General features: G+C 65.0%; 17 protein-coding genes. 12 read left to right on the top strand and 5 right to left on the bottom strand.

Annotation, left to right across the window (positions count from 1 at the left end):
• Positions 1 to 23: 23 nt before the first annotated feature.
• The 11 genes from BJF92_RS15790 to BJF92_RS25245 all read left to right on the top strand — a co-directional run bounded on the left by BJF92_RS15790 (position 24) and on the right by BJF92_RS25245 (position 11,743).
• The gene (locus tag BJF92_RS15790) at positions 24 to 803 is read left to right on the top strand and encodes a helix-turn-helix transcriptional regulator (protein ID WP_245294783.1); all 780 of its coding nucleotides are present in this window, start codon (positions 24 to 26) and stop codon (positions 801 to 803) included.
• Between the two features lie 717 nt (positions 804 to 1,520).
• Complete coding sequence (gene apbC / locus BJF92_RS15785) at positions 1,521 to 2,756, top strand: iron-sulfur cluster carrier protein ApbC (protein WP_075635711.1); 1,236 nt, start codon at positions 1,521 to 1,523, stop codon at positions 2,754 to 2,756.
• A 567-nt stretch (positions 2,757 to 3,323) separates the two neighbouring features.
• Complete coding sequence (locus BJF92_RS15780) at positions 3,324 to 4,301, top strand: magnesium transporter CorA family protein (protein ID WP_075635710.1); 978 nt, start codon at positions 3,324 to 3,326, stop codon at positions 4,299 to 4,301.
• Positions 4,302 to 4,421: 120 nt separating this feature from the next.
• The gene (locus BJF92_RS15775; RefSeq protein WP_075635709.1) at positions 4,422 to 6,359 is read left to right on the top strand and encodes a potassium transporter Kup; all 1,938 of its coding nucleotides are present in this window, start codon (positions 4,422 to 4,424) and stop codon (positions 6,357 to 6,359) included.
• A 320-nt stretch (positions 6,360 to 6,679) separates the two neighbouring features.
• The gene (locus BJF92_RS15770; RefSeq protein ID WP_075635786.1) at positions 6,680 to 7,804 is read left to right on the top strand and encodes a cell wall hydrolase; all 1,125 of its coding nucleotides are present in this window, start codon (positions 6,680 to 6,682) and stop codon (positions 7,802 to 7,804) included.
• A gap of 404 nt (positions 7,805 to 8,208) precedes the next feature.
• Positions 8,209 to 8,559, top strand: coding sequence for an AtpZ/AtpI family protein (locus BJF92_RS15765; RefSeq protein WP_075635708.1), 351 nt, complete (start codon positions 8,209 to 8,211; stop codon positions 8,557 to 8,559).
• A gap of 80 nt (positions 8,560 to 8,639) precedes the next feature.
• The gene (locus BJF92_RS15760; RefSeq protein WP_280938387.1) at positions 8,640 to 9,401 is read left to right on the top strand and encodes a F0F1 ATP synthase subunit A; all 762 of its coding nucleotides are present in this window, start codon (positions 8,640 to 8,642) and stop codon (positions 9,399 to 9,401) included.
• Between the two features lie 78 nt (positions 9,402 to 9,479).
• The gene (locus tag BJF92_RS15755; RefSeq protein WP_003588243.1) at positions 9,480 to 9,707 is read left to right on the top strand and encodes a F0F1 ATP synthase subunit C; all 228 of its coding nucleotides are present in this window, start codon (positions 9,480 to 9,482) and stop codon (positions 9,705 to 9,707) included.
• Positions 9,708 to 9,796: 89 nt separating this feature from the next.
• Positions 9,797 to 10,405, top strand: a complete 609-nt coding sequence (locus tag BJF92_RS15750; RefSeq protein WP_075635706.1) for a F0F1 ATP synthase subunit B — start codon at positions 9,797 to 9,799, stop codon at positions 10,403 to 10,405.
• A gap of 12 nt (positions 10,406 to 10,417) precedes the next feature.
• Entirely contained in the window at positions 10,418 to 10,909 is a 492-nt protein-coding gene (locus BJF92_RS15745; RefSeq protein ID WP_075635705.1) for a F0F1 ATP synthase subunit B, read from the top strand.
• A gap of 408 nt (positions 10,910 to 11,317) precedes the next feature.
• The gene (locus BJF92_RS25245) at positions 11,318 to 11,743 is read left to right on the top strand and encodes a hypothetical protein (protein ID WP_143524059.1); all 426 of its coding nucleotides are present in this window, start codon (positions 11,318 to 11,320) and stop codon (positions 11,741 to 11,743) included.
• Between the two features lie 105 nt (positions 11,744 to 11,848).
• Here BJF92_RS25245 and tal read toward each other — a convergent pair whose 3' ends face one another.
• The 3 genes from tal to BJF92_RS15725 all read right to left on the bottom strand — a co-directional run bounded on the left by tal (position 11,849) and on the right by BJF92_RS15725 (position 15,607).
• A complete protein-coding gene (gene tal, locus BJF92_RS15735; RefSeq protein ID WP_075635703.1) occupies positions 11,849 to 12,814 on the bottom strand; it encodes a transaldolase in 966 nt (321 codons plus the stop codon).
• A gap of 601 nt (positions 12,815 to 13,415) precedes the next feature.
• Positions 13,416 to 14,108, bottom strand: coding sequence for a ribonuclease HII (locus BJF92_RS15730; RefSeq protein WP_075635702.1), 693 nt, complete (start codon positions 14,106 to 14,108; stop codon positions 13,416 to 13,418).
• Positions 14,109 to 14,449: 341 nt separating this feature from the next.
• Positions 14,450 to 15,607: a PA0069 family radical SAM protein gene (locus BJF92_RS15725; RefSeq protein ID WP_075635701.1), complete on the bottom strand. Its 1,158-nt coding sequence runs from the start codon at positions 15,605 to 15,607 to the stop codon at positions 14,450 to 14,452.
• A gap of 262 nt (positions 15,608 to 15,869) precedes the next feature.
• Here BJF92_RS15725 and BJF92_RS15720 point away from each other — a divergent pair, with 262 nt between their 5' ends.
• Positions 15,870 to 16,382 carry a glycosyltransferase family protein gene (locus tag BJF92_RS15720; RefSeq protein WP_075635700.1) on the top strand — a complete coding sequence of 171 codons (513 nt, stop codon included), beginning with the start codon at positions 15,870 to 15,872 and terminating at the stop codon, positions 16,380 to 16,382.
• Positions 16,383 to 16,432: 50 nt separating this feature from the next.
• Here the strand turns inward: BJF92_RS15720 and moaB are convergent, their stop codons facing one another.
• Positions 16,433 to 16,975 (bottom strand): molybdenum cofactor biosynthesis protein B, encoded by a 543-nt coding sequence (gene moaB / locus BJF92_RS15715; RefSeq protein ID WP_075635699.1) that lies wholly within the window; start codon positions 16,973 to 16,975, stop codon positions 16,433 to 16,435.
• Positions 16,962 to 17,918, bottom strand: coding sequence for a 4-(cytidine 5'-diphospho)-2-C-methyl-D-erythritol kinase (locus BJF92_RS15710; protein ID WP_078058104.1), 957 nt, complete (start codon positions 17,916 to 17,918; stop codon positions 16,962 to 16,964). The genes moaB and BJF92_RS15710 overlap by 14 nt, the downstream gene beginning before the upstream one ends.
• Positions 17,919 to 17,923: the final 5 nt, after the last annotated feature.

Here is a 17,923-nt window from a genome sequence, read left to right as displayed (position 1 = left end):
CGCGGGGAAAGACTGAGCAGGATATGATCGACCAGAAACCGGCGGCCGGCGACGCTGTGCAAGAGCAGCCTGCCCGGCCGGAGCAGTCGGCCAGACCAGAGCAGATGGCGAGCGAAGTTGCGCAACTGCGCACGCAATTCGATGTCATCCGCTTCATGAAGCGTAAGGCTCAGGCCTTCGGCTTCCGCTACTTCATGATCGCCCGCGTCCCGACCGTGGAAATGGAGACGCTGGCGGGCGCCTCGATCGTTTCCAATGTTCCGGTCGAGCTGACCGCGCATTATGACAAGGCCGGCCTGCTGCATTCGAGCGGCGGCATGAAAAGGCTGCGGGAAACCGCCACGCCCTTCCAGTTCGACCTGGACGACTGGTATCGGCAAAGCGTGCCGAGCGAAGAACTCGCCCAGCATATGAAGATCCTGGCTGTTCACCAGATCGAGCAGTCGAACTATTTTCCGGTCCATTATGCTGATGGCAGCCGGGGGGTCGTCATTTTTCTCGGTGCACGGCACAGCTTTTCCATGGCCGAACTCATGGAACTGCAGATGATTTCGATCCATGTCTACAATCGCCTCGCCGAAATCGGCGTGGTGCTGCGCGACAATGGACTCGAACTCACCGAACGTGAGATCGAATGTCTGAACTGGACGGCGGCCGGCAAGACCAGCGCCGAGATCGCCTCGATCATCGGCCTTTCCGAGCATACGGTGAACCACTATCTCAATCACGTGACCCGCAAGCTCGGCGCCGTCAACCGCACCCAGGCCGTGGTCAAGGCTATCCGGCTGGGCTATGTCCGCTAGGGCATCGGACCGAAAACTGGCCACCGGTTCTGCGATGACGACATGCGAAAATGCAAAGACTTCAAGCACGGGCAGCGACTCTGAGATATCGCGCCGCGCTTGATCGGCTTCTGCCTGTCGAGCGGGCAGCTGCCTCATGGCTTTGCTTAGTGTGCAGGCAGGCGGCGGAGTTGGGCGATAGATGCTGTAGCGGCGGCCCTTTGGCGCAGGCGTTCTTTCGATCTGGCACGTTTCCTGCTTCTTTATCACCAGGTCCAGAGGGGACTTGGGGTGGCGCGTGTCGATCCGCGCGGCGCCCGGCCTGAACGAACAAAGCGCGCCCATGAAGGCAGCGCGAACAAAAGACCGCTTTTCGCCCTGGTGTTCCCGGATGTACGGACACCGGGGCGGAAGGCGGCCTTTCTTTTTTTTGACTGCGGCTGTTTTCGCACATCATCGAAGCTTTGCGGTGAGGCCGCCCGCTTCGTCAACTGGTGCGCTTGCCTGCGCTCCCATTTGCCGGCGCTCCGCCCGGCCCGCTCTTGCTTCCATGCTTTTGTCGCATCTGCTCCTTCCGTCTCGCGCCCGGTCTCTTGGCGCGGCCTGCCGCCTCCATTATGTACGAGCCTCACCAAGGGGCAGCGCCGCAGGGCGCGATCCCGGAGCGCATCCTGCGGATCGGGGGACAGCCGGCTCTGGCAGAGGCAGCCCCAGCACGCAAAGGCAAGGAGTTTGGACATGGCGCAGGTCACGCGGGAGATCGTTCTGGACGCGCTAAGGGCGGTGCGCGGGCCGGACCTCGAGGGCAATATCGTCGATCTGGGCCTTGTCTCCGATGTCTTCATCTCCGACGACAAGGTCTATTTCTCGATCACCGTTCCCGCCGAGCGCGCCCGCGAACTCGATCCGCTGAGGGCAGCGGCCGAGCGCTGCGTCAAGGAGCTTCCCGGGGTAAAGGGCGCCATGGTGGCCCTGACGGCCGACCGGCGGGCAGGGCAGGTCGCCCCCCGGCCGGCCCCGGCCGCATCCCCTGCCGCTCATTCCCCCACCGCTCATTCCCATGCGGGCCATTCTCACGCGGGCCACGGCCATACCGGACATGCGCATGCGGCCCCCTCTCAAGGCGGCGGAGCCGCTCCGCGCCAGCCGACGGCGGCGCAGAAGGCCGGCATTCCCGGCGTCGGCGCCATCATCGCGGTCGCCTCCGGCAAGGGCGGCGTCGGCAAGTCCACCACCTCGGTCAATCTCGCCCTTGCGCTTCAGACCAATGGGCTGAAGGTCGGCATTCTCGACGCGGATATTTACGGCCCCTCCATGCCGCGCTTGCTCAAGCTCAGCGGCCGGCCGCAGCAGGTCGATGGCAAGCTGATCCGCCCGATGGAGAATTACGGACTCAAGGTCATGTCCATGGGCTTCCTCGTCGATGAGGAGGTGGCGATGATCTGGCGCGGGCCGATGATCCAGTCGGCGCTGCTGCAGATGCTACGCGAGGTGCAATGGGGCGATCTCGACGTGCTCGTGGTCGACATGCCGCCCGGCACGGGTGACGCGCAGCTGACCATGGCCCAGCAAGTGCCGCTGGCCGGGGCCGTCATCGTTTCCACCCCGCAGGATCTGGCGCTGATCGATGCGCGCAAGGGCCTTGCCATGTTCCGCAAGGTCGAGGTGCCGGTGCTCGGCATCGTCGAGAATATGAGCTATTTCATCGCTCCCGACACCGGAAATCGCTACGATATCTTCGGCCATGGCGGGGCCGAGCGCGAGGCGCACCGCATCGGCGTGCCCTTCCTCGGCGGCGTGCCGCTGACCATGGGCATCCGCGAGACCTCGGACGCCGGAACGCCGGTCGTGGTGTCGGAGCCGGAGGGCGAGCCCGCGCGCATCTATCGCGCCATCGCCACCAAGGTCTGGGAACAGGTCTCCGCCCGCGCGGCCGATTCGGGACGGGTCGCGCCGCGCATCGTCTTCGAATAGGGCCTCGCCGCCTGTGCTGGCTGCCGCTCAGGACAGGGTTTCCGACATCCGCCCGCTTTAACGCCTGCGACGAAAACATGGCAAAAGGTGCGGGCGGCGGTTGATTTCGTCGCCGCATTGGGTCATATGCCCTGCGCTTTCGGCGGGTGTCGCTCTTTGGCGCCGCCGCTTGACGCCGGGTCGCGGGCGCCGGGCTTTCCCGTTCGGGGCGGCGGCAAGCGTATCGGAGCGCGTCACGCTCTGACGATGCCGGATTGCCGCGATCAGGATCGATCCGGAGCAGGGGCTGCGAGCCAGAGCGTGAATGTGACGGTCTCCGCGTTGAGCCGCTTTCGGCGCCGGATGTTGCAAGGCCTTTGAACGTCATGTCCGCTTCGCTCCGGGCAACGCGTCGAAACCAACGGGATGATGCATTTTGGGCAAGCCTGTTTCAGCCGGAGATGCACATGGCCTCGTCGATGAAAGCCTTTCCATGACAGAGCGGGTCTTGCCGATGCCGGCTTTGCCTTTTTCTTTTCCGGCACATGCCGCGTTCTTGGCGATCTCGTGGTTGTGGAGCGCAGGCGCATGATCGTGCTCTATGATGCCCGGGGCGAGAGCCTTGCGCTCGATCCCGCCCATCCGATCGACGCCCTGCCTGAGGATATCGTCTGGATCGATCTTCTGCGGCCCTCGCGCGAGGAGGATGCGCTTGCCGAGCGCCTGCTCGGCATCGAGGTGCCGACCCGGGAAGACCTGAAGGACATCGAGCCTTCGAGCCGTCTCTACATGACCGACCGCGCAATCTTCATGACCGCCTCGCTCGTCTGCCGCGCCGAGGGCGAACATCCCGTTCTCACCGATGTCGCCTTCGTGCTGACCGGCAATCGGCTGGTCACCGTGCGGTATGATGAGCCCCGGGCCTTTGCCCTGTTTCGCGCGGCCATGCCGCGCATCCAGGGCGGCTGCCCCAGCGGCGTCATCCTGGCTGCGCGGCTGCTGGAAACCATCGTCGATCGCACGGCCGAGATCTTGGAAGAGGCTGTCGCCAAGCTCGATGCGCTCTCCTTCAAGGTGTTCGACCGCAACACCGGGCGCAAGCGCCGGCCGCCGCAATATCTGGAGGCGCGGCTGCTCGATGTTGCGCTCCATCACCGGCTGATCGCCAAGACGCGCGACAGTCTCGCCTCGCTGGCGCGTCTCGTCGTCTTCCTCCAGAGCGCCCCGTTCATGGAGAAGGAAAAGGAGGCGCAGGCACTGGTGCTGGTCGTGGCGCGCGACATCCAGTCGCTGTCCGAACATGCCGGCTTCATCTTCGGCAATATCACTTTTCTGCTCGATGCCTCGCTGGGCCTGATCAGCGTCGAGCAGAATGCCATCATCAAGATCTTCTCGATCGCCTCCGTGGTTTTCCTGCCGCCGACGCTGGTCGCCTCGATCTATGGCATGAATTTCGAGATCATGCCGGAGCTGCACTGGCACCTCGGCTACCCCATGGCGCTTATGACCATGCTGATCTCGGCCATCGTTCCGTTTTTCATCTTTCGCTGGAAGGGATGGCTGTGAAACCCCACATGTCCGGCCTGATGCGCGGTAGCGCGCACCCTTCTTTCCTCCAGCTGCCGCCGCAAGCAGGCGTGGTGCGCGTCCGCCACGCCGCCACCGCCTGAGGCAGGGATATCGATCATGTCTTCATCCGCTTCCCCGTCCTCCAGCCCCGCCGAAGGCTCCACCGCGCATGGCGCGCATGAGCCTGCGCATGGGCCGCAGAAACTGCTGGGCGCGGCACTCGGGTCGATCGGCGTCGTTTATGGCGATATCGGCACCAGCCCCCTCTATGCCTTTCGCGAGGCGCTGCGCCCCGTGGCCGGCGATGGCCTGAGCCGGCTGGAAATCATCGGCCTCGTCTCGCTCGTGCTGTGGACGCTGACGATCATCGTCACGCTGAAATATGTGCTGTTCCTGCTGCGCGCCGACAATCATGGCGAAGGCGGCACGCTGTCGCTGCTGGCGCTTCTGATGAAGTCGCGGGGGCGGGCGGTCTCCTTCCTGTTCTTCACCGGCGTCGCCGGGGCGGCGCTGTTCATCGGCGATGCCATGATCACGCCGGCGCTGTCCGTGCTTTCGGCGGTGGAAGGGCTGAAGCTCGTCGCGCCGCATTTCGAGCACTATGTCGTGCCGATCTCGGTGATCATCCTGGTGATGATCTTCGCCGTCCAGTCGCAGGGCACCGATCGCGTGTCGAAATTCTTCGGGCCGATCACGCTGGTGTGGTTCATCGCCATCGCGCTCGCCGGCCTGTCGCATATCCGGGACGATATCGGCATTCTCGCCGCCTTCAATCCGGCCTATGCCATCACCTTCCTGCTGCAGTCAGGCCCGGCGGGCTTCGTCGTGCTCGGCGCGGTGTTCCTGACGGTGACAGGGGCGGAGGCGCTCTATGCCGATCTCGGCCATTTCGGCCGCAGGCCGATCCAGCTCGCCTGGATCGCCGTGGTCTTCCCCTCGCTGGCGCTGAACTATCTCGGCCAGGGCGCGCTGGTGCTGAAGGATCCGGCGGCGATGGACAATCCGTTCTTCCTGCTGTTTCCCGACTGGGCGCTGCTGCCGGCGGTGCTGCTGGCCACGGCGGCGACGATCATCGCCAGCCAGGCGGTCATTACGGGCGCCTTCTCGCTCGCCCGCCAGGCGATCAATCTCGGCTTCCTGCCGCGCATGGCCATTCTCCACACCTCGCGGGTCTCGACCGGGCAGATTTATGTGCCCAACGTCAATTCCGTGCTGCTGTTCGGCGTGATGCTGCTGGTGCTGATGTTCGGCTCGTCCGAATCGCTGGCGACCGCCTATGGCATCTCCGTCACCGGCGCGATGGTGGTGACGACCTTGCTCGCCTTTGAATTCGTACGCCTGCGCTGGCACTGGCCTGTCTGGGCGGCGGCGTCGCTGCTCGTGCCGCTCCTGCTCCTGGAGCTGGTCTTCCTCGGTGCCAATCTGCTGAAGATCCATGATGGCGGCTATATCCCGGTGATGATCGCCGCCGGCTGCGTCGTCTTAATGTGGACCTGGGTGCGCGGCACGCAGCTCCTGCGCGACAAGACGCGCCACACCGACATTCCGCTCGCCTCCTTCATCAAGTCGATCGAGCGCGAGAGCGCCCACGCTCCAGTGGCCGTTCCCGGAACCGCGATCTTCCTGACTTCGGAGCCGGACTCCACGCCCGCCGCCCTTCTGCACAACATCAAGCACAATCACGTGCTGCATGCGCAGAACTACATCCTGACGATCCGCACGACCAACACCCCGATGGTGCCGATCGAGCATCGCGTCAGCGCCAGCCGCCTTTCCGACCGTTTCGGCCTTCTGGAAATGCGCTTCGGCTATATGGAAACACCGAATGTCTCCCAGGCGCTGGGCGTGTTCCGCAAGTCGGGGCTGAAGTTCGACATCATGTCGACCTCCTTCTATCTCGGCCGGCGCAAGCTGGTGCCGGACGCCAAATCAGGCATGCCGCACTGGCAGGACCGGCTGTTCATCGCCATGGCGAATGCCGCCATCGACCCTTCCGATTACTTCCGCCTGCCGACCAACCGGGTGGTGGAACTGGGCTCGCATGTGATCATCTGACCCGGCACGGGGAAGAAAAGCGGGAACCGCTTTTCCGCCTGATCCGATAGCGCCGACGAGCCTGCCGACCCGCCGGGGAAGCGATCTTCACCAAGCATTAAGGTTAATGCTTCATTGTCGCTTCCACAGGGCCACGGGACAAGACCGGCGGCCGCAGCCAGATTTCGTGTCATCGCAGCTTCGGACAGTGCCGGCATCCTCCCGCCGCGCGCATCCCTGCGCCTGCGCGAAGCATACCGGGTGGAGTGCGTTCGGTGCGTCATCAGTCGAAGTCTCGCGGGGGCCGCGTCTCCCGCCCGCCTTTTTCCGCAGGGCCTTTTCTGCGCCGGCTCGCGCTGGGACTGGGCATCACCTTCGCCTTTCCCGTGGCGTCGGGCCATGCCGATATCGCCACCTTTCTGTCCGGCATCAACCGGGGCGGGGAGAACTGGCGGGTGGTGATGACCCGCTCGCCCGCAGGCTCGGTGCATCAGGTGGAAATCGCCTTCAACGATCCGCTGGTCACCGGCGCGCTCGGCGATGGCGCCGGCCTGCGCCTGCCCGATGGCGAACGCGTCGCCCTCTCGCCGATGGAAAAGCAGGCCGATGCCACGCCGGATGAGGAGCGGGTCAACCGCAAGGCCAAGAAGGGCCGCATCGTCGCCGTCACCCCCGTGACGCCGCCGAAGGACTTCACCGCCGGCTCGATCCTGGAGCGCCACAGCGCGCTGACGCGCCCGCTGTTCGAGGGCGAGGAGCGGATGGTCTTCGCCAAGGCCAGGATCAAGGGGCAGGAAATCCAGATCGCTACGGCCTTCTACAAGAAGGCGCCGCCGAAGCCCGACCGCAGCATGTCGCCTGTCGTCGCCAGCCTCGTCACCAGCCAGAAGGCCGATGTTCTCGCCACGGCCTATGCGCCTGCCGCGCCCGACTATGCCCGCGAATCGCCGTTCGATTCGATCCTGACGCGGGATGAGAGCGGCGGCCGCTTCATTCCCGAGATCTCGCCCGAGGATCATGCCTGGGCGGCGACGCCGCTCCCGGCCGAAGTGTTCGGCGAGGCGGAGCAGAAATGCCTGACCGACGCGATCTACTTCGAATCGCGCGGCGAATCGGCCAAGGGCCAGGCCGCCGTGGCGCAGGTGGTGCTGAACCGCGTGCGAAATCCGTCCTATCCCAAGACCATCTGCGGCGTGGTCTACCAGAACAAGGACTGGTACAATCGCTGCCAGTTCTCCTTCGCCTGCGACCGCATTCCCGACATCGTCTGGTCGCGCGCAACCTGGAATCAGGCCCATGAGATCGCGCTGGCCGTGACCGCCGGCAAGATCTGGCTGCCCGAGGTCGGTTCCGCCACCCATTATCACGCCACCTATGTGCGCCCCGACTGGGGCCCGACGATGAAGCGGCTGACGCAGATCGGCAAGCACATCTTCTACCGCACCTATGGCGGCGGCTGGAGCTGAGGCGCGCGCACAGGCCTGTGAAGGCCCGTCACTCCACCGCGCAAGTCCTTCCAGGCCCGCCTGATTCCGCGACAGGGCAGGGCAGACGATTCTCCCTGATGGGCGACGATTGTGTGTGCATTGCAGCACTGTCGGGCGTCTTTTTACGCCGGCGCGGCGGTCTTCGACGCGACCAATGGCTTCCTCTTGCCGCCATTCCCAGGCAATAGGCGTTCAAACTATTGAAAATATTGTGTAATATTGTTGCTGGGGAAGACCTCGCTTCGCCTTGACGAGCGGGACGGCGAAAACTATGGTGCGGCCGACTTCAAACGGTCGACGTTGGCCCCAAATCTGGCCTTTTGATGGCCGCATCCTTGCTGCACAGTGCAAGCTGTCGATGCGGGCAAACGGAGGAGATGCCGATGTCGGACAACCGGAGCGAAGATCTGGAAGGCAGGCTGAAACGCCTTGATGCCGAACTCTCCGCCAAGCGCGGGGATGCCGCGCATCAGGCGGCGCAGGAGGGAAGGGCAGCCGAAACCCGCAAGGGCTATCAGGTCGCGGTCAAGCTCTCCAGCGAGTTTATCGCCGCGATCATCGTCGGCGCACTTTTGGGCTATCTTTTGGATCAGTTCGTCGGTACAGGCCCTTGGGGGATGATTATTCTCCTGCTTTTGGGCTTTTGTGCGGGCGTGTTGAACGTTTTGCGGTCTGCGGGAATGGTGGCCTCGCCCCATCCGGCCGACCGTCATGGCGGAAGCAAAGGCCCCTGAGGGGATCAATGGCGCGCGGCGGCCCCGCCGCGCCTGGCCATTGAAAAGATTGACGTGGCGGGCAACGAGAGAGAGCGGCTGTGGCAGGCGATAAGGTAGATCCGGTACACCAGTTCATGGTCAACACGATCGTTCCGATCCATGTTGGCGGTCTTGATCTGTCCTTCACCAATGCTTCGCTGTTCATGGTCGCCACGCTGGCGCTCGCCGTCGGCTTCCTGGTCCTGACGACCGCGAGCCGCGCCGTTGTCCCGGGCCGTCTGCAGTCCGTTTCGGAGCTTTCGTACGAATTCATCGCCTCGATGCTGCGCGAAGGCGCCGGCAGCCACGGCATGAAGTTCTTCCCGATGGTCTTCTCGCTGTTCATGTTCATCCTGACGGCGAACCTGCTCGGCATGGTGCCCTATTTCTTCACCGTCACCAGCCAGATCATCGTCACCTTTGCGCTGGCGCTGTTCGTGATCGGCACGGTTCTGGTCTATGGTTTCTACAAGCACGGTCTTCACTTCCTGAACGTCTTCGTTCCCTCGGGCGTGCCCGGTGTGCTTCTGCCGCTCGTCATCGCCATCGAGGTGATCTCGTTCCTGTCGCGTCCGATCAGCCTGTCGGTTCGTCTGTTCGCCAACATGCTGGCCGGCCACATCACGCTCAAGGTTTTTGCCGGCTTCGTGGCGACGCTCAGCACGCTCGGCGCGCTCGGCATCGGCGGCGCCATCCTGCCTCTCATCATGACCGTCGCCCTGACGGGTCTCGAATTCCTCGTCGCCTTCCTCCAGGCCTACGTCTTCGCGGTGCTGACCTGCATGTACCTGAACGACGCTGTCCATCCGGGTGGCCACTAAGGAATAACGTCACGGGCTGCGGCCGTCGGCGCCGCATGCCTCACAAGAAGCCGCAACACCCTTTCGAAGGAGACTAACATGGAAGCGGAAGCAGCAAAGTTCATCGGCGCGGGTCTCGCCTGCTTCGGTATGGCCGGTACGGCCCTCGGCCTCGGCAACATCTTCGGCAGCTATCTTTCGGGCGCCCTGCGCAACCCGTCTGCCGCTGACAGCCAGTTCGGCCGTCTGGTTTTCGGCTTCGCCGTGACCGAAGCTCTGGGCATCTTCTCGCTGCTGGTTGCCCTGCTCCTCCTGTTCGCTGTCTGATTTTTCAGCAAGCTGACGGATTTGCCCGAGGCGGCCGGCCTAGGCCCCGCCTCGGGTTTCCCATCGTTTTCGTGCACCTGGAGGTGAGTATGTTCGTGACCGCGGCCTATGCGCAGTCAACCCCCACCGAAGGCGCAGAATCCCACGGCGCCGCTCCTGCCGAGGTGCACACCGAGACCGGTGTCGCCCATGAAGGCGGTCACGGCTCCGGCGTATTTCCGCCCTTCGACCAGTCGACCTTCGCATCCCAGCTGCTCTGGCTGGCGATCACCTTCGGTCTGTTCTACATCCTGATGTCGAAGGTCGTCCTTCCGCGCATCGGTTCCATTCTCGAATCCCGCCAGGACACGATCGCGCGCGATCTCGACGACGCCAGCCGGGCGAAGTCGGAAGCCGACGCTGCCGTCGCTGCCTATGAGCAGGAACTTGCCGCCGCCCGTGCGAAGGCAAACCAGATCGCCAACGAAGCGCGCGAGGCCGCCAAGGCCAAGGCCGCTGCCGAGCGCACCGCGATCGAAACCGAACTCAATGGCAAGATCGCTGCCGCCGAGGCACGGATCGCCGAAATCAAGAGCCGCGCGCTTGCCGATGTCGGCGCGATCGCCGAAGAGACGGCCAGTGCCGTCGTCGAACAGCTGATCGGTGCCCGCGTTCCCGAGACCGAGATCGCCGCGGCGGTCAAGGCTTCGGCCAATTAAGGAGATGCGCGGATGACCCTGACTTCTCTCGCGACGTTCTGGGCCTTTGTCGGCCTGATTCTCTTTCTCGCGCTGATCGTCTACCTCAAGGTTCCCGGCATGATGGCCAAGGCGCTCGACGAGCGTTCGGCCCGCATCACCGAGGAACTGGCCGAGGCCAAGCGCCTGCGTCAGGAAGCCCAGGCGCTGCTGACCGAGTATCAGCGCAAGCGCAAGGATGCCGAAGCCGAAGCCGCCGCCCTCGTGGCTGCCGCCGAGCGCGAGGCGCAGGCCATTACGGCTGAAGCCAAGCAGAAAAGCGACGAATTCGTCGCCCGCCGCACGGCGCTTTCGGAAATGAAGATCAAGCAGGCCGAGACGGACGCGATCAACGCCGTGCGCGCCACCGCCGTCGACCTCGCCATTGCCGCAGCCGAACGCGTCATTGGCCAGCAGGTCAGCGCCTCGACCGACGGCGCGCTCTTCGCCAAGTCGCTCGGCGACGTGAAGGCTCGCCTGAACTAAGGCGATCGCTCCAGCGGAAATGTTGCATGAAGGCCGTGCCCCCCGGGGCGCGGCCTTTTTGATTCGCCTGGGCTGCGTGATACGAAATCGTGATGATCACGTCGGACTTTTGAGATTTCCGACAAAGAGGATCATTACGCGCGACGCGATCCTTGGGCTTGTCCCGAGGATCTGCCCATTGTCAGTGATACGAAGACATATCAGCCGTCTGCATATGCTGGGAACAGGCCGGAGCGTGAGGAAATCAGGACTTGCGCGTCCACGAAGACGCTCCAGACAGCGCAAAACGTTCAACCGGATTTCGTATGAGCTCTGCGGGGAGCAATTCAGCAGACCGGCCGGTCTCCTTGACATGAGGGAGTGCTGATATACAACTTAGACTTCACGCTCGACTTGCGGAGCTCTGCGATGGATCGTCTAAAGGCAAAGTTTCCGGTTGGCATTCTGGGGCAGGTAGTCCTCGCCATTCTGTTGGTCTTCCCGCTGGCATCCTCGACCCCAGTCGTGCTTTTTCAGACGGCGTTGATCATCGGTCTTTATGGCCTTGCACAGGAAGGGCTGGGGCGCTGGCTTAATCCATCTCCTGGGACAGTGCGATCGGTCTGGTCGACGGCGAAGACAGTCATGGGCCGGAGCATCACCTTCGGCGCCTGCGTGGCGCTCATCCATTCGATCTCGCGGTCGCCAGCGGAAACAGGCCTTCCTGCGGCGCTGACGGACATGCTGACAAGCGCGCTGGTGATGGCCAGCGGCATGATCGCGCTGGTTTTGAGTCTGTCTTGGCTGTGGCGTTCATCGGGTGCGCCGGCGACCGGCCGCGGTAACAGTTCCTGATGAAATGCCGCCATGATCGCCGCCGCTTTCTGAAGGCCGCCGGAACGAAAAACGCCGCGCCGCCATCGGGCGGAGCGGCGCATCTCTGTTCTGGCGCGGGATGAATCAGGCGGCGGCGCGCTGCATCTTTTCGCGGACCATCGAGCGCAGGGCGGTCAGGTCCTTGGCGAAGGAGCGGATGCCCTCGGCGAGCTTCTCGGTCGCCATGGCGTCCTCGTTCATCATCCAGCGGAAGGTCTTCTCGTCGACCGAGAGCGTCTTCTGCGTGCCACGCTGGTCAGGCGAGAGCTTGCGGGCCAGCGTGCCCTCGGCCTTGTCAAGCTCGTCCAGAAGATTGGGGCTGATCGTCAGACGGTCGCAGCCGGCAAGGGCTTCGATTTCGCCGACATTGCGGAAGGACGCGCCCATGACGATCGTCTTGATGTCATGCGACTTGTAGTAATCATAGATCTCGCGCACTGAGACCACGCCCGGATCTTCTTCCGCGCTGTAATCCTTGCCGGTGGACTTCTTGTACCAGTCGAGGATGCGGCCGACGAACGGCGAGATCAGGAAGACCTTGGCATCGGCGCAGGCAACGGCCTGGGCCTTGCTGAACAGCAGGGTCAGATTGCAGTCGATGCCTTCCTTCTGCAGCACTTCGGCCGCGCGGATGCCTTCCCAGGTGGAGGCGAGCTTGATCAGGATGCGGTCGCGCTCGATGCCGCGCTCCTTATAGGCGGCGATGATGCCATGGGCCTTGGCGATCGAGGCTTCGGTGTCGAAGGAGAGGTCGGCATCGACCTCGGTCGAGACACGGCCGGGCACGAGCTCAACGAGCTTTGCGCCGACGGAGATGGCCAGACGGTCGGCCACGGCGGCCACGGCCGCATCGGAATCGCCGCCCTGGCGCGTGCCCCAGCGCACCGCCTCGTCCACGCTTTCGGCGAACATGTCGGTGCCCAGCGCCTTGAGGACGATGGTCGGGTTGGTGGTGCAATCCACCGGCTTCAGGCGCGCCACGGCTTCGATGTCGCCGGTGTCGGCGACCACGGTGGTCATGCTGCGCAATTGTTCGAGTTTGGATGTCACGGGTCTTCTCCGATCGAATGGGGCGGTGGCCTTCGCAAGACCGGCTCTGACGGCGGCCGGCGGCAAAGGTCGGTCACCGAGAACGTCGGAGGGCAGGCCTCCTAAGGAGAATGTGATGTCGCCGCGCCGGATTGCAATGTCGCCGCCGTGGTTTTTCGGCTGCGCTCGCAATCGCGCCTCGGCGCCGACCCGGCCAGACAGCTGCGAAAGCACGCAGCACCGTCTGTCCTCTCCCGCGCCGCTGGGTCCTCCCTGCCGGAATCGTCCGCGCTGGCGATCAGCGGCGGCGGGCTCCAGGCAGTGCAAACGACGGCGCGTCCGCTCCCACGCGGCAAATCGCGCCTAGAAACAGATCTCGTCTCCATGGCCGCCGCGCACCCGATTTATGCGAAGCCTTGCGACACATGTCAAATGCTAACTTCAAATGTTCCTCTCGGCGATGCGGATGGCGACTGTCTTCGGACGCTGGCAGCGCCGGGGATACCCGCTGTCGCGCCGATGCCGCGCTGCGACGCGCAGGAGCGAACATAACGCCCGGCGGGATGGTTTCCGGGGCAGGCTGGCGGAGGCAATTGCGCGAGGCCCACTCCGGTCAGAGCGCTCAAAGGCCCATGACGTCCTCGGCCGGCAGGTCGACAGGATCGGGGTCGCGGCGCAAGGGCCGAAAGCTCATCCGGTGCAGGTGGCAGGGGCCCATCAGGCGGATGGCTTCGCGGTGCACGGCCGTGGCATAGCCGGCATGCGCGGCGAAGCCATAGCCGGGGAAGTAGGTGTCGGCGCGTGCCATCATACGGTCGCGGGTGACCTTGGCCACGATCGAGGCGGCGGCGATGGACAGCGAGCGCTGGTCGCCTTTCACGACGGCGCGTCCGGCGCAGTGCAGGCCTGGCGGCACATCGCGCCCATCCGCAAGGACCAGCGCCGGGCGCACGGCCAGGCCGAGCACGGCGCGGCGCATGGCGTCGAGGCTTGCCTTGCGGATATCGGTGGCATCGATGCGGCCGGCGCCGGAGGAGGCGATGGAGACAATCGCCCGTGTCAGGATCTGGTTATAGAGCGCCTCGCGCCGCGCCGGCGTAAGAAGCTTGCTGTCGTTCAGCCCTTCGAGACTATGGTCGGGCTCGAGAATGACGGCGGCAGCAACCACCGGGCCGGCCAGCGGCCCGCGCCCGGCCTCGTCGGTGCCGGCCACGGGATAGAGCCCGCTTTCGATCGCGGCGCGTTCCATCGCTTCGTCAGGCGCGATAGGCTGGTCGAACAGGCGGGGAGAATCGGGGTCTTTGCTGCGCTTCATCGGCGGACCCTCTCACGACGCCGCGGCCTGCCGCAAGACCAATGGCCTTTCACCATCGCATTGACGGCCAGCGTCTGCAAAAGCTCCGCTAAGGCGATGCACGCGACGAGGAAGAGAAGGCCGCCCGCTCTTGCGCCGGGGCAGGCGGGCGAAGAGCGGGCGGCAGGCCTCGCCGCGCAGGTGCGGCGGCAGCGGCGAGGAACCGGGAAGAGAGCGGGTTGCCGTTTCTGTTCAAGCGGACAGAAAGCGGCTCTTCCCGACATCGGGCAGGCTGTCATGGCACCAGGGCGTCCGGCCAAAGGTGCCACGGACAACAGCGGATCGGCGACAGGCCGCGCAGGTCAAAGAAGCGAGAGCTGCACCCCCATGCCGAGCGGCGGAACGAAGAGGTCGCAGTTCAGCGCCCGGCGGGTGAGGTTGAGCTCCAGCCGCTTGGCGGCCATGTCGAAACGGCGGCCGATCTGCCAGGCATAGGGTCCGGCGCCCTTCATGCGTTTGGTAAAGTCGGCATCGTAATCCTTGCCGCCGCGCATGGAGCGGACCAGCGACATGACATGGCGATAGCGGTCGGGATAATGGCGCAGCAGCCAGTCGCGAAACAGCGGACTGACCTCCAGCGGCAGCCGCAGGAGCACATAGCTGGCCTCGCTGGCCCCTGCCGTCTTCGCCGATTCGAGGATCCGCTCGATCTCATGGTCGTTCAGCGCTGGAATGATCGGCGCCACCAAGACAGAGGTGGGGATTCCGGCCGAGGACAGGTCTCGGATCGCTTCCAGCCGCAAAGCGGGCGTGGCGGCGCGCGGCTCCAAGAGCCGGGCGAGCTTGCGGTCGAGCGTCGTTACCGACAGGCCGACCTTGACCAGGCCCTTTTCCGCCATCGGCGCGAGCAGATCGATATCGCGGGTGACGAGCGCCGATTTCGTGACGATCATGACGGGATGGTCGGCCGCCTTCAGCACCTCCAGGATCTGGCGCATGATCCGCCATTCCCGCTCGATCGGCTGGTAGGGGTCCGTGTTCGTGCCGAGCGCGATCGGGCGGACCTTGTAGCCGGGCTTGGCCAGCTCCCGCTCCAGCAGGCGCGGCGCATCCGGCTTGGCGAAGAGCCGCGCTTCGAAATCCAGCCCCGGCGACAGGCCCATATAGGCGTGGGTGGGCCGGGCGAAGCAATAGATGCAGCCATGCTCGCAGCCGCGATAGGGATTGACCGAGCGGTCAAACGGAATGTCGGGCGACTCGTTGCGGCTGATGATGGTGCGCGGCTTTTCGATCTGCACCTCGGTCTTGAACGGCGCCAGATCCTCCAGCACGTTCCAGCCATCGTCTTCGCTCTCGCGCGACAGGGCCTCGAACCGGCCCGAAGCGTTGATGCCCGCGCCGCGTCCGCGCCGGCGCGTCTCGTCCACGCGCAGGCCGGTCTCCATCAGCAGCGCTTCGGCCACGTCTGTGCTGTTGCCGGGCGCAAAGGCGCCCCGCCGGATGTCGGACAGGTCGTTCATGCAGGGCTCCGGACGGGCGCAGATCACCACGCCGCCACCTGCATGCAGGCATCGGCTGGCCCTGACCCGATTGTGTCGCTGTTGCGATCCCTTCCGTCCTGATGCTGACGATGCGGAAGGATGCATCAGATTTACCCGCAGGCTCGGAACATTGCAAGAACAAATTCGCCGCTAAGGCCGAAGGCTGCGGAATCTGTCGGGAAAGCGGCGTTGCGGTGCGCATGTGCATGGTCTGGCTGGTTGCGATGCGGTATGACGGCCTATGCTGACCGTCATTCTTCAAAACCGAGATGCCGAGGCCGGGCTGGCCTATACGCTGGCCGGGCTGGTACCCGGTGCGGTGGAGGGGCTCGTCAGCGATGTGATGGTGCTCGATCAGGGATCGCGCGACCAGAGCCGGGCGGTGGCGGATGCCGCCGGCGCGCGCTTCCTTGAGGTCTGGACCTTGCAGCAGGCGCTGGCCGAGGCACGCGGTTCCTGGGTGTTGTTTCTAGAGGCCGGCGCGCGTCCGATGGGCCGCTGGATCGAGGACGTGGCGGAGCATATGGCGCTGCGCGGCGGCACCGCGCGGTTCACCCGCTCCCGCCTGCACCGGCGCAATCTCCTCGATCGGCTGTTGCGGCGTGGAAGCCCGCTGGCGCTTGGCCTGCTTCTGCCCATCGCCACCGCGCGGGCCGAGGCGCGGGACGAAACGCCCGAGGCCTTTGCGGCGCGGCTGTCCGCGCGTCGCAGCCTCGCCTGCGAGCTCGTGCCGGCCGGTATTCTCAAGGATTGAGTATTCTCAAGGATTGAGCCGCGCAGTCCCCGGCCTCTGCCTGAACCCGATCAGCCGCGTTTCAGATGCTCGTCCAGCCGGGGCATGATCTCGACGAAATTGCAGGGCCGATGGCGATAGTCCAGTTGCTGGGCGAGAATGCCGTCCCAGGCATCGCGGCAGGCGCCGGGCGAGCCGGGCAGCACGAAGACGAAGGTGGCGTTCACCACGCCGCCGGTGGCGCGCGACTGGATGGTCGAGGTGCCGATCTTCTCGTAGGAGATCCGGTGGAAGATGGCGGAAAATCCGTCCATGGTCTTTTCAAACAGCGGTTCCAGCGCCTCGGGCGTGACATCGCGGCCGGTAAAGCCGGTGCCGCCCGTGGTGATCACCACATCGATGGCGGGGTCCTTCGACCAGGCGAGAACGGTCTGCGCGATTCGCTCCCGATCGTCAGGGACGATGGCGCGGTCGGCCAGCCGGTGGCCGGCATCGCCGAGGCGGGCGACCAGCGTATCGCCCGAGCGGTCGTCGGCCAGTGTGCGCGTATCCGAAACGGTCAGAACGGCGATCCCGAGCGGAATGAAGGTGCGGTCGGTCTCAGGCTGCGGCATCGGTTGGCTCCCGGCTCGAAACGGTCAGACAGGGCAGGACAAACCAGTCCGGATGGGCATTGGCGATGCGCTCGGCCGCGCGGTCGCGTGCGGTATGGTCCGCGAACAGGGCGAAGCAGGTGGCGCCCGAGCCGGACATGCGGGCAAGCTTCGGTGCATTGGCCCTGAGCGCCAGATCGACAGCGGCGATTTCGGGCTCCAGCAGGCGCGCCGGCGGCTCCAGATCGTTGCGCAGGGGGGCGAGCGCGGAAAACCAGCCGTCGAGGCCCGCAAGATCCTCCGGCAGGATCAGCGGCGGATTGGTCTTTTCGCTCAGACGTCGGAAGATCTCCGGCGTCGAGACCGGTTTAAGCGGATTGACCAGCAGCATGGGCATGACCGGCATGGTTTCGACCGGCGTGATTGTTTCGCCGATGCCGCGGGCGATCAGCGGCCGGCTGGCGAGGCACATCGGCACATCCGCGCCGAGTGCCAGCGCCAGTGCGCTCATCCGCTCCGGCGCGAGTTCGGCCTGCCAGAGGCGGGCGAGGCCCTTCAGCGTCGCTGCCGCATCGGCCGAGCCGCCGCCGATGCCCGAGGCGACCGGCAGATCCTTCACGAGATGCAGCGCGACCGGCGGGGCCGGCTTTCCGTCCTCCGCCAGCGCGGCGCGCAGCGCATCGCGCGCGCGCAGCACCAGATTGCTGCCTTCGAGTGGCACGGCCTCGGCAAAGCGGCCCGAGACCGAAAAGCCATCCTCGGCGGCAGGAGACAGGCCGATCCGGTCGCCCCGGTCGGCAAAGGTCACCAGGCTTTCGAGCAGATGATGGCCATCGGCGCGCTGTCCCACGACATGCAGCGCCAGATTGACCTTGGCGGGCGCGTCGATCCACAGATCTGCCGCGGGCACCGCGCTTTCCTCGCGCGGCTCCCCAAGTCCGTGTGCCGTCTGCGAAAAACCCATGGCCA

Source organism: Xaviernesmea rhizosphaerae (assembly GCF_001938945.1).
GTDB lineage: Bacteria > Pseudomonadota > Alphaproteobacteria > Rhizobiales > Rhizobiaceae > Xaviernesmea > Xaviernesmea rhizosphaerae.
This window is presented reverse-complemented; position numbering and strand designations above follow the sequence as displayed.

What these genes read in the sequence shown, in the direction of transcription:
- BJF92_RS15790 (WP_245294783.1), top strand. Translation starts at nt 24, where the DNA reads ATGATCGACCAGAAACCGGCGGCCGGCGACGCTGTGCAAGAGCAGCCT.
- apbC (WP_075635711.1), top strand. Translation starts at nt 1,521, where the DNA reads ATGGCGCAGGTCACGCGGGAGATCGTTCTGGACGCGCTAAGGGCGGTG.
- BJF92_RS15780 (WP_075635710.1), top strand. Translation starts at nt 3,324, where the DNA reads ATGATCGTGCTCTATGATGCCCGGGGCGAGAGCCTTGCGCTCGATCCC.
- BJF92_RS15775 (WP_075635709.1), top strand. Translation starts at nt 4,422, where the DNA reads ATGTCTTCATCCGCTTCCCCGTCCTCCAGCCCCGCCGAAGGCTCCACC.
- BJF92_RS15765 (WP_075635708.1), top strand. Translation starts at nt 8,209, where the DNA reads ATGTCGGACAACCGGAGCGAAGATCTGGAAGGCAGGCTGAAACGCCTT.
- BJF92_RS15755 (WP_003588243.1), top strand. Translation starts at nt 9,480, where the DNA reads ATGGAAGCGGAAGCAGCAAAGTTCATCGGCGCGGGTCTCGCCTGCTTC.
- BJF92_RS15750 (WP_075635706.1), top strand. Translation starts at nt 9,797, where the DNA reads ATGTTCGTGACCGCGGCCTATGCGCAGTCAACCCCCACCGAAGGCGCA.
- BJF92_RS15745 (WP_075635705.1), top strand. Translation starts at nt 10,418, where the DNA reads ATGACCCTGACTTCTCTCGCGACGTTCTGGGCCTTTGTCGGCCTGATT.
- BJF92_RS25245 (WP_143524059.1), top strand. Translation starts at nt 11,318, where the DNA reads ATGGATCGTCTAAAGGCAAAGTTTCCGGTTGGCATTCTGGGGCAGGTA.
- BJF92_RS15730 (WP_075635702.1), bottom strand. Translation starts at nt 14,108, where the DNA reads ATGAAGCGCAGCAAAGACCCCGATTCTCCCCGCCTGTTCGACCAGCCT.
- BJF92_RS15725 (WP_075635701.1), bottom strand. Translation starts at nt 15,607, where the DNA reads ATGAACGACCTGTCCGACATCCGGCGGGGCGCCTTTGCGCCCGGCAAC.
- BJF92_RS15720 (WP_075635700.1), top strand. Translation starts at nt 15,870, where the DNA reads ATGCTGACCGTCATTCTTCAAAACCGAGATGCCGAGGCCGGGCTGGCC.
- moaB (WP_075635699.1), bottom strand. Translation starts at nt 16,975, where the DNA reads ATGCCGCAGCCTGAGACCGACCGCACCTTCATTCCGCTCGGGATCGCC.
- BJF92_RS15710 (WP_078058104.1), bottom strand. Translation starts at nt 17,918, where the DNA reads ATGGGTTTTTCGCAGACGGCACACGGACTTGGGGAGCCGCGCGAGGAA.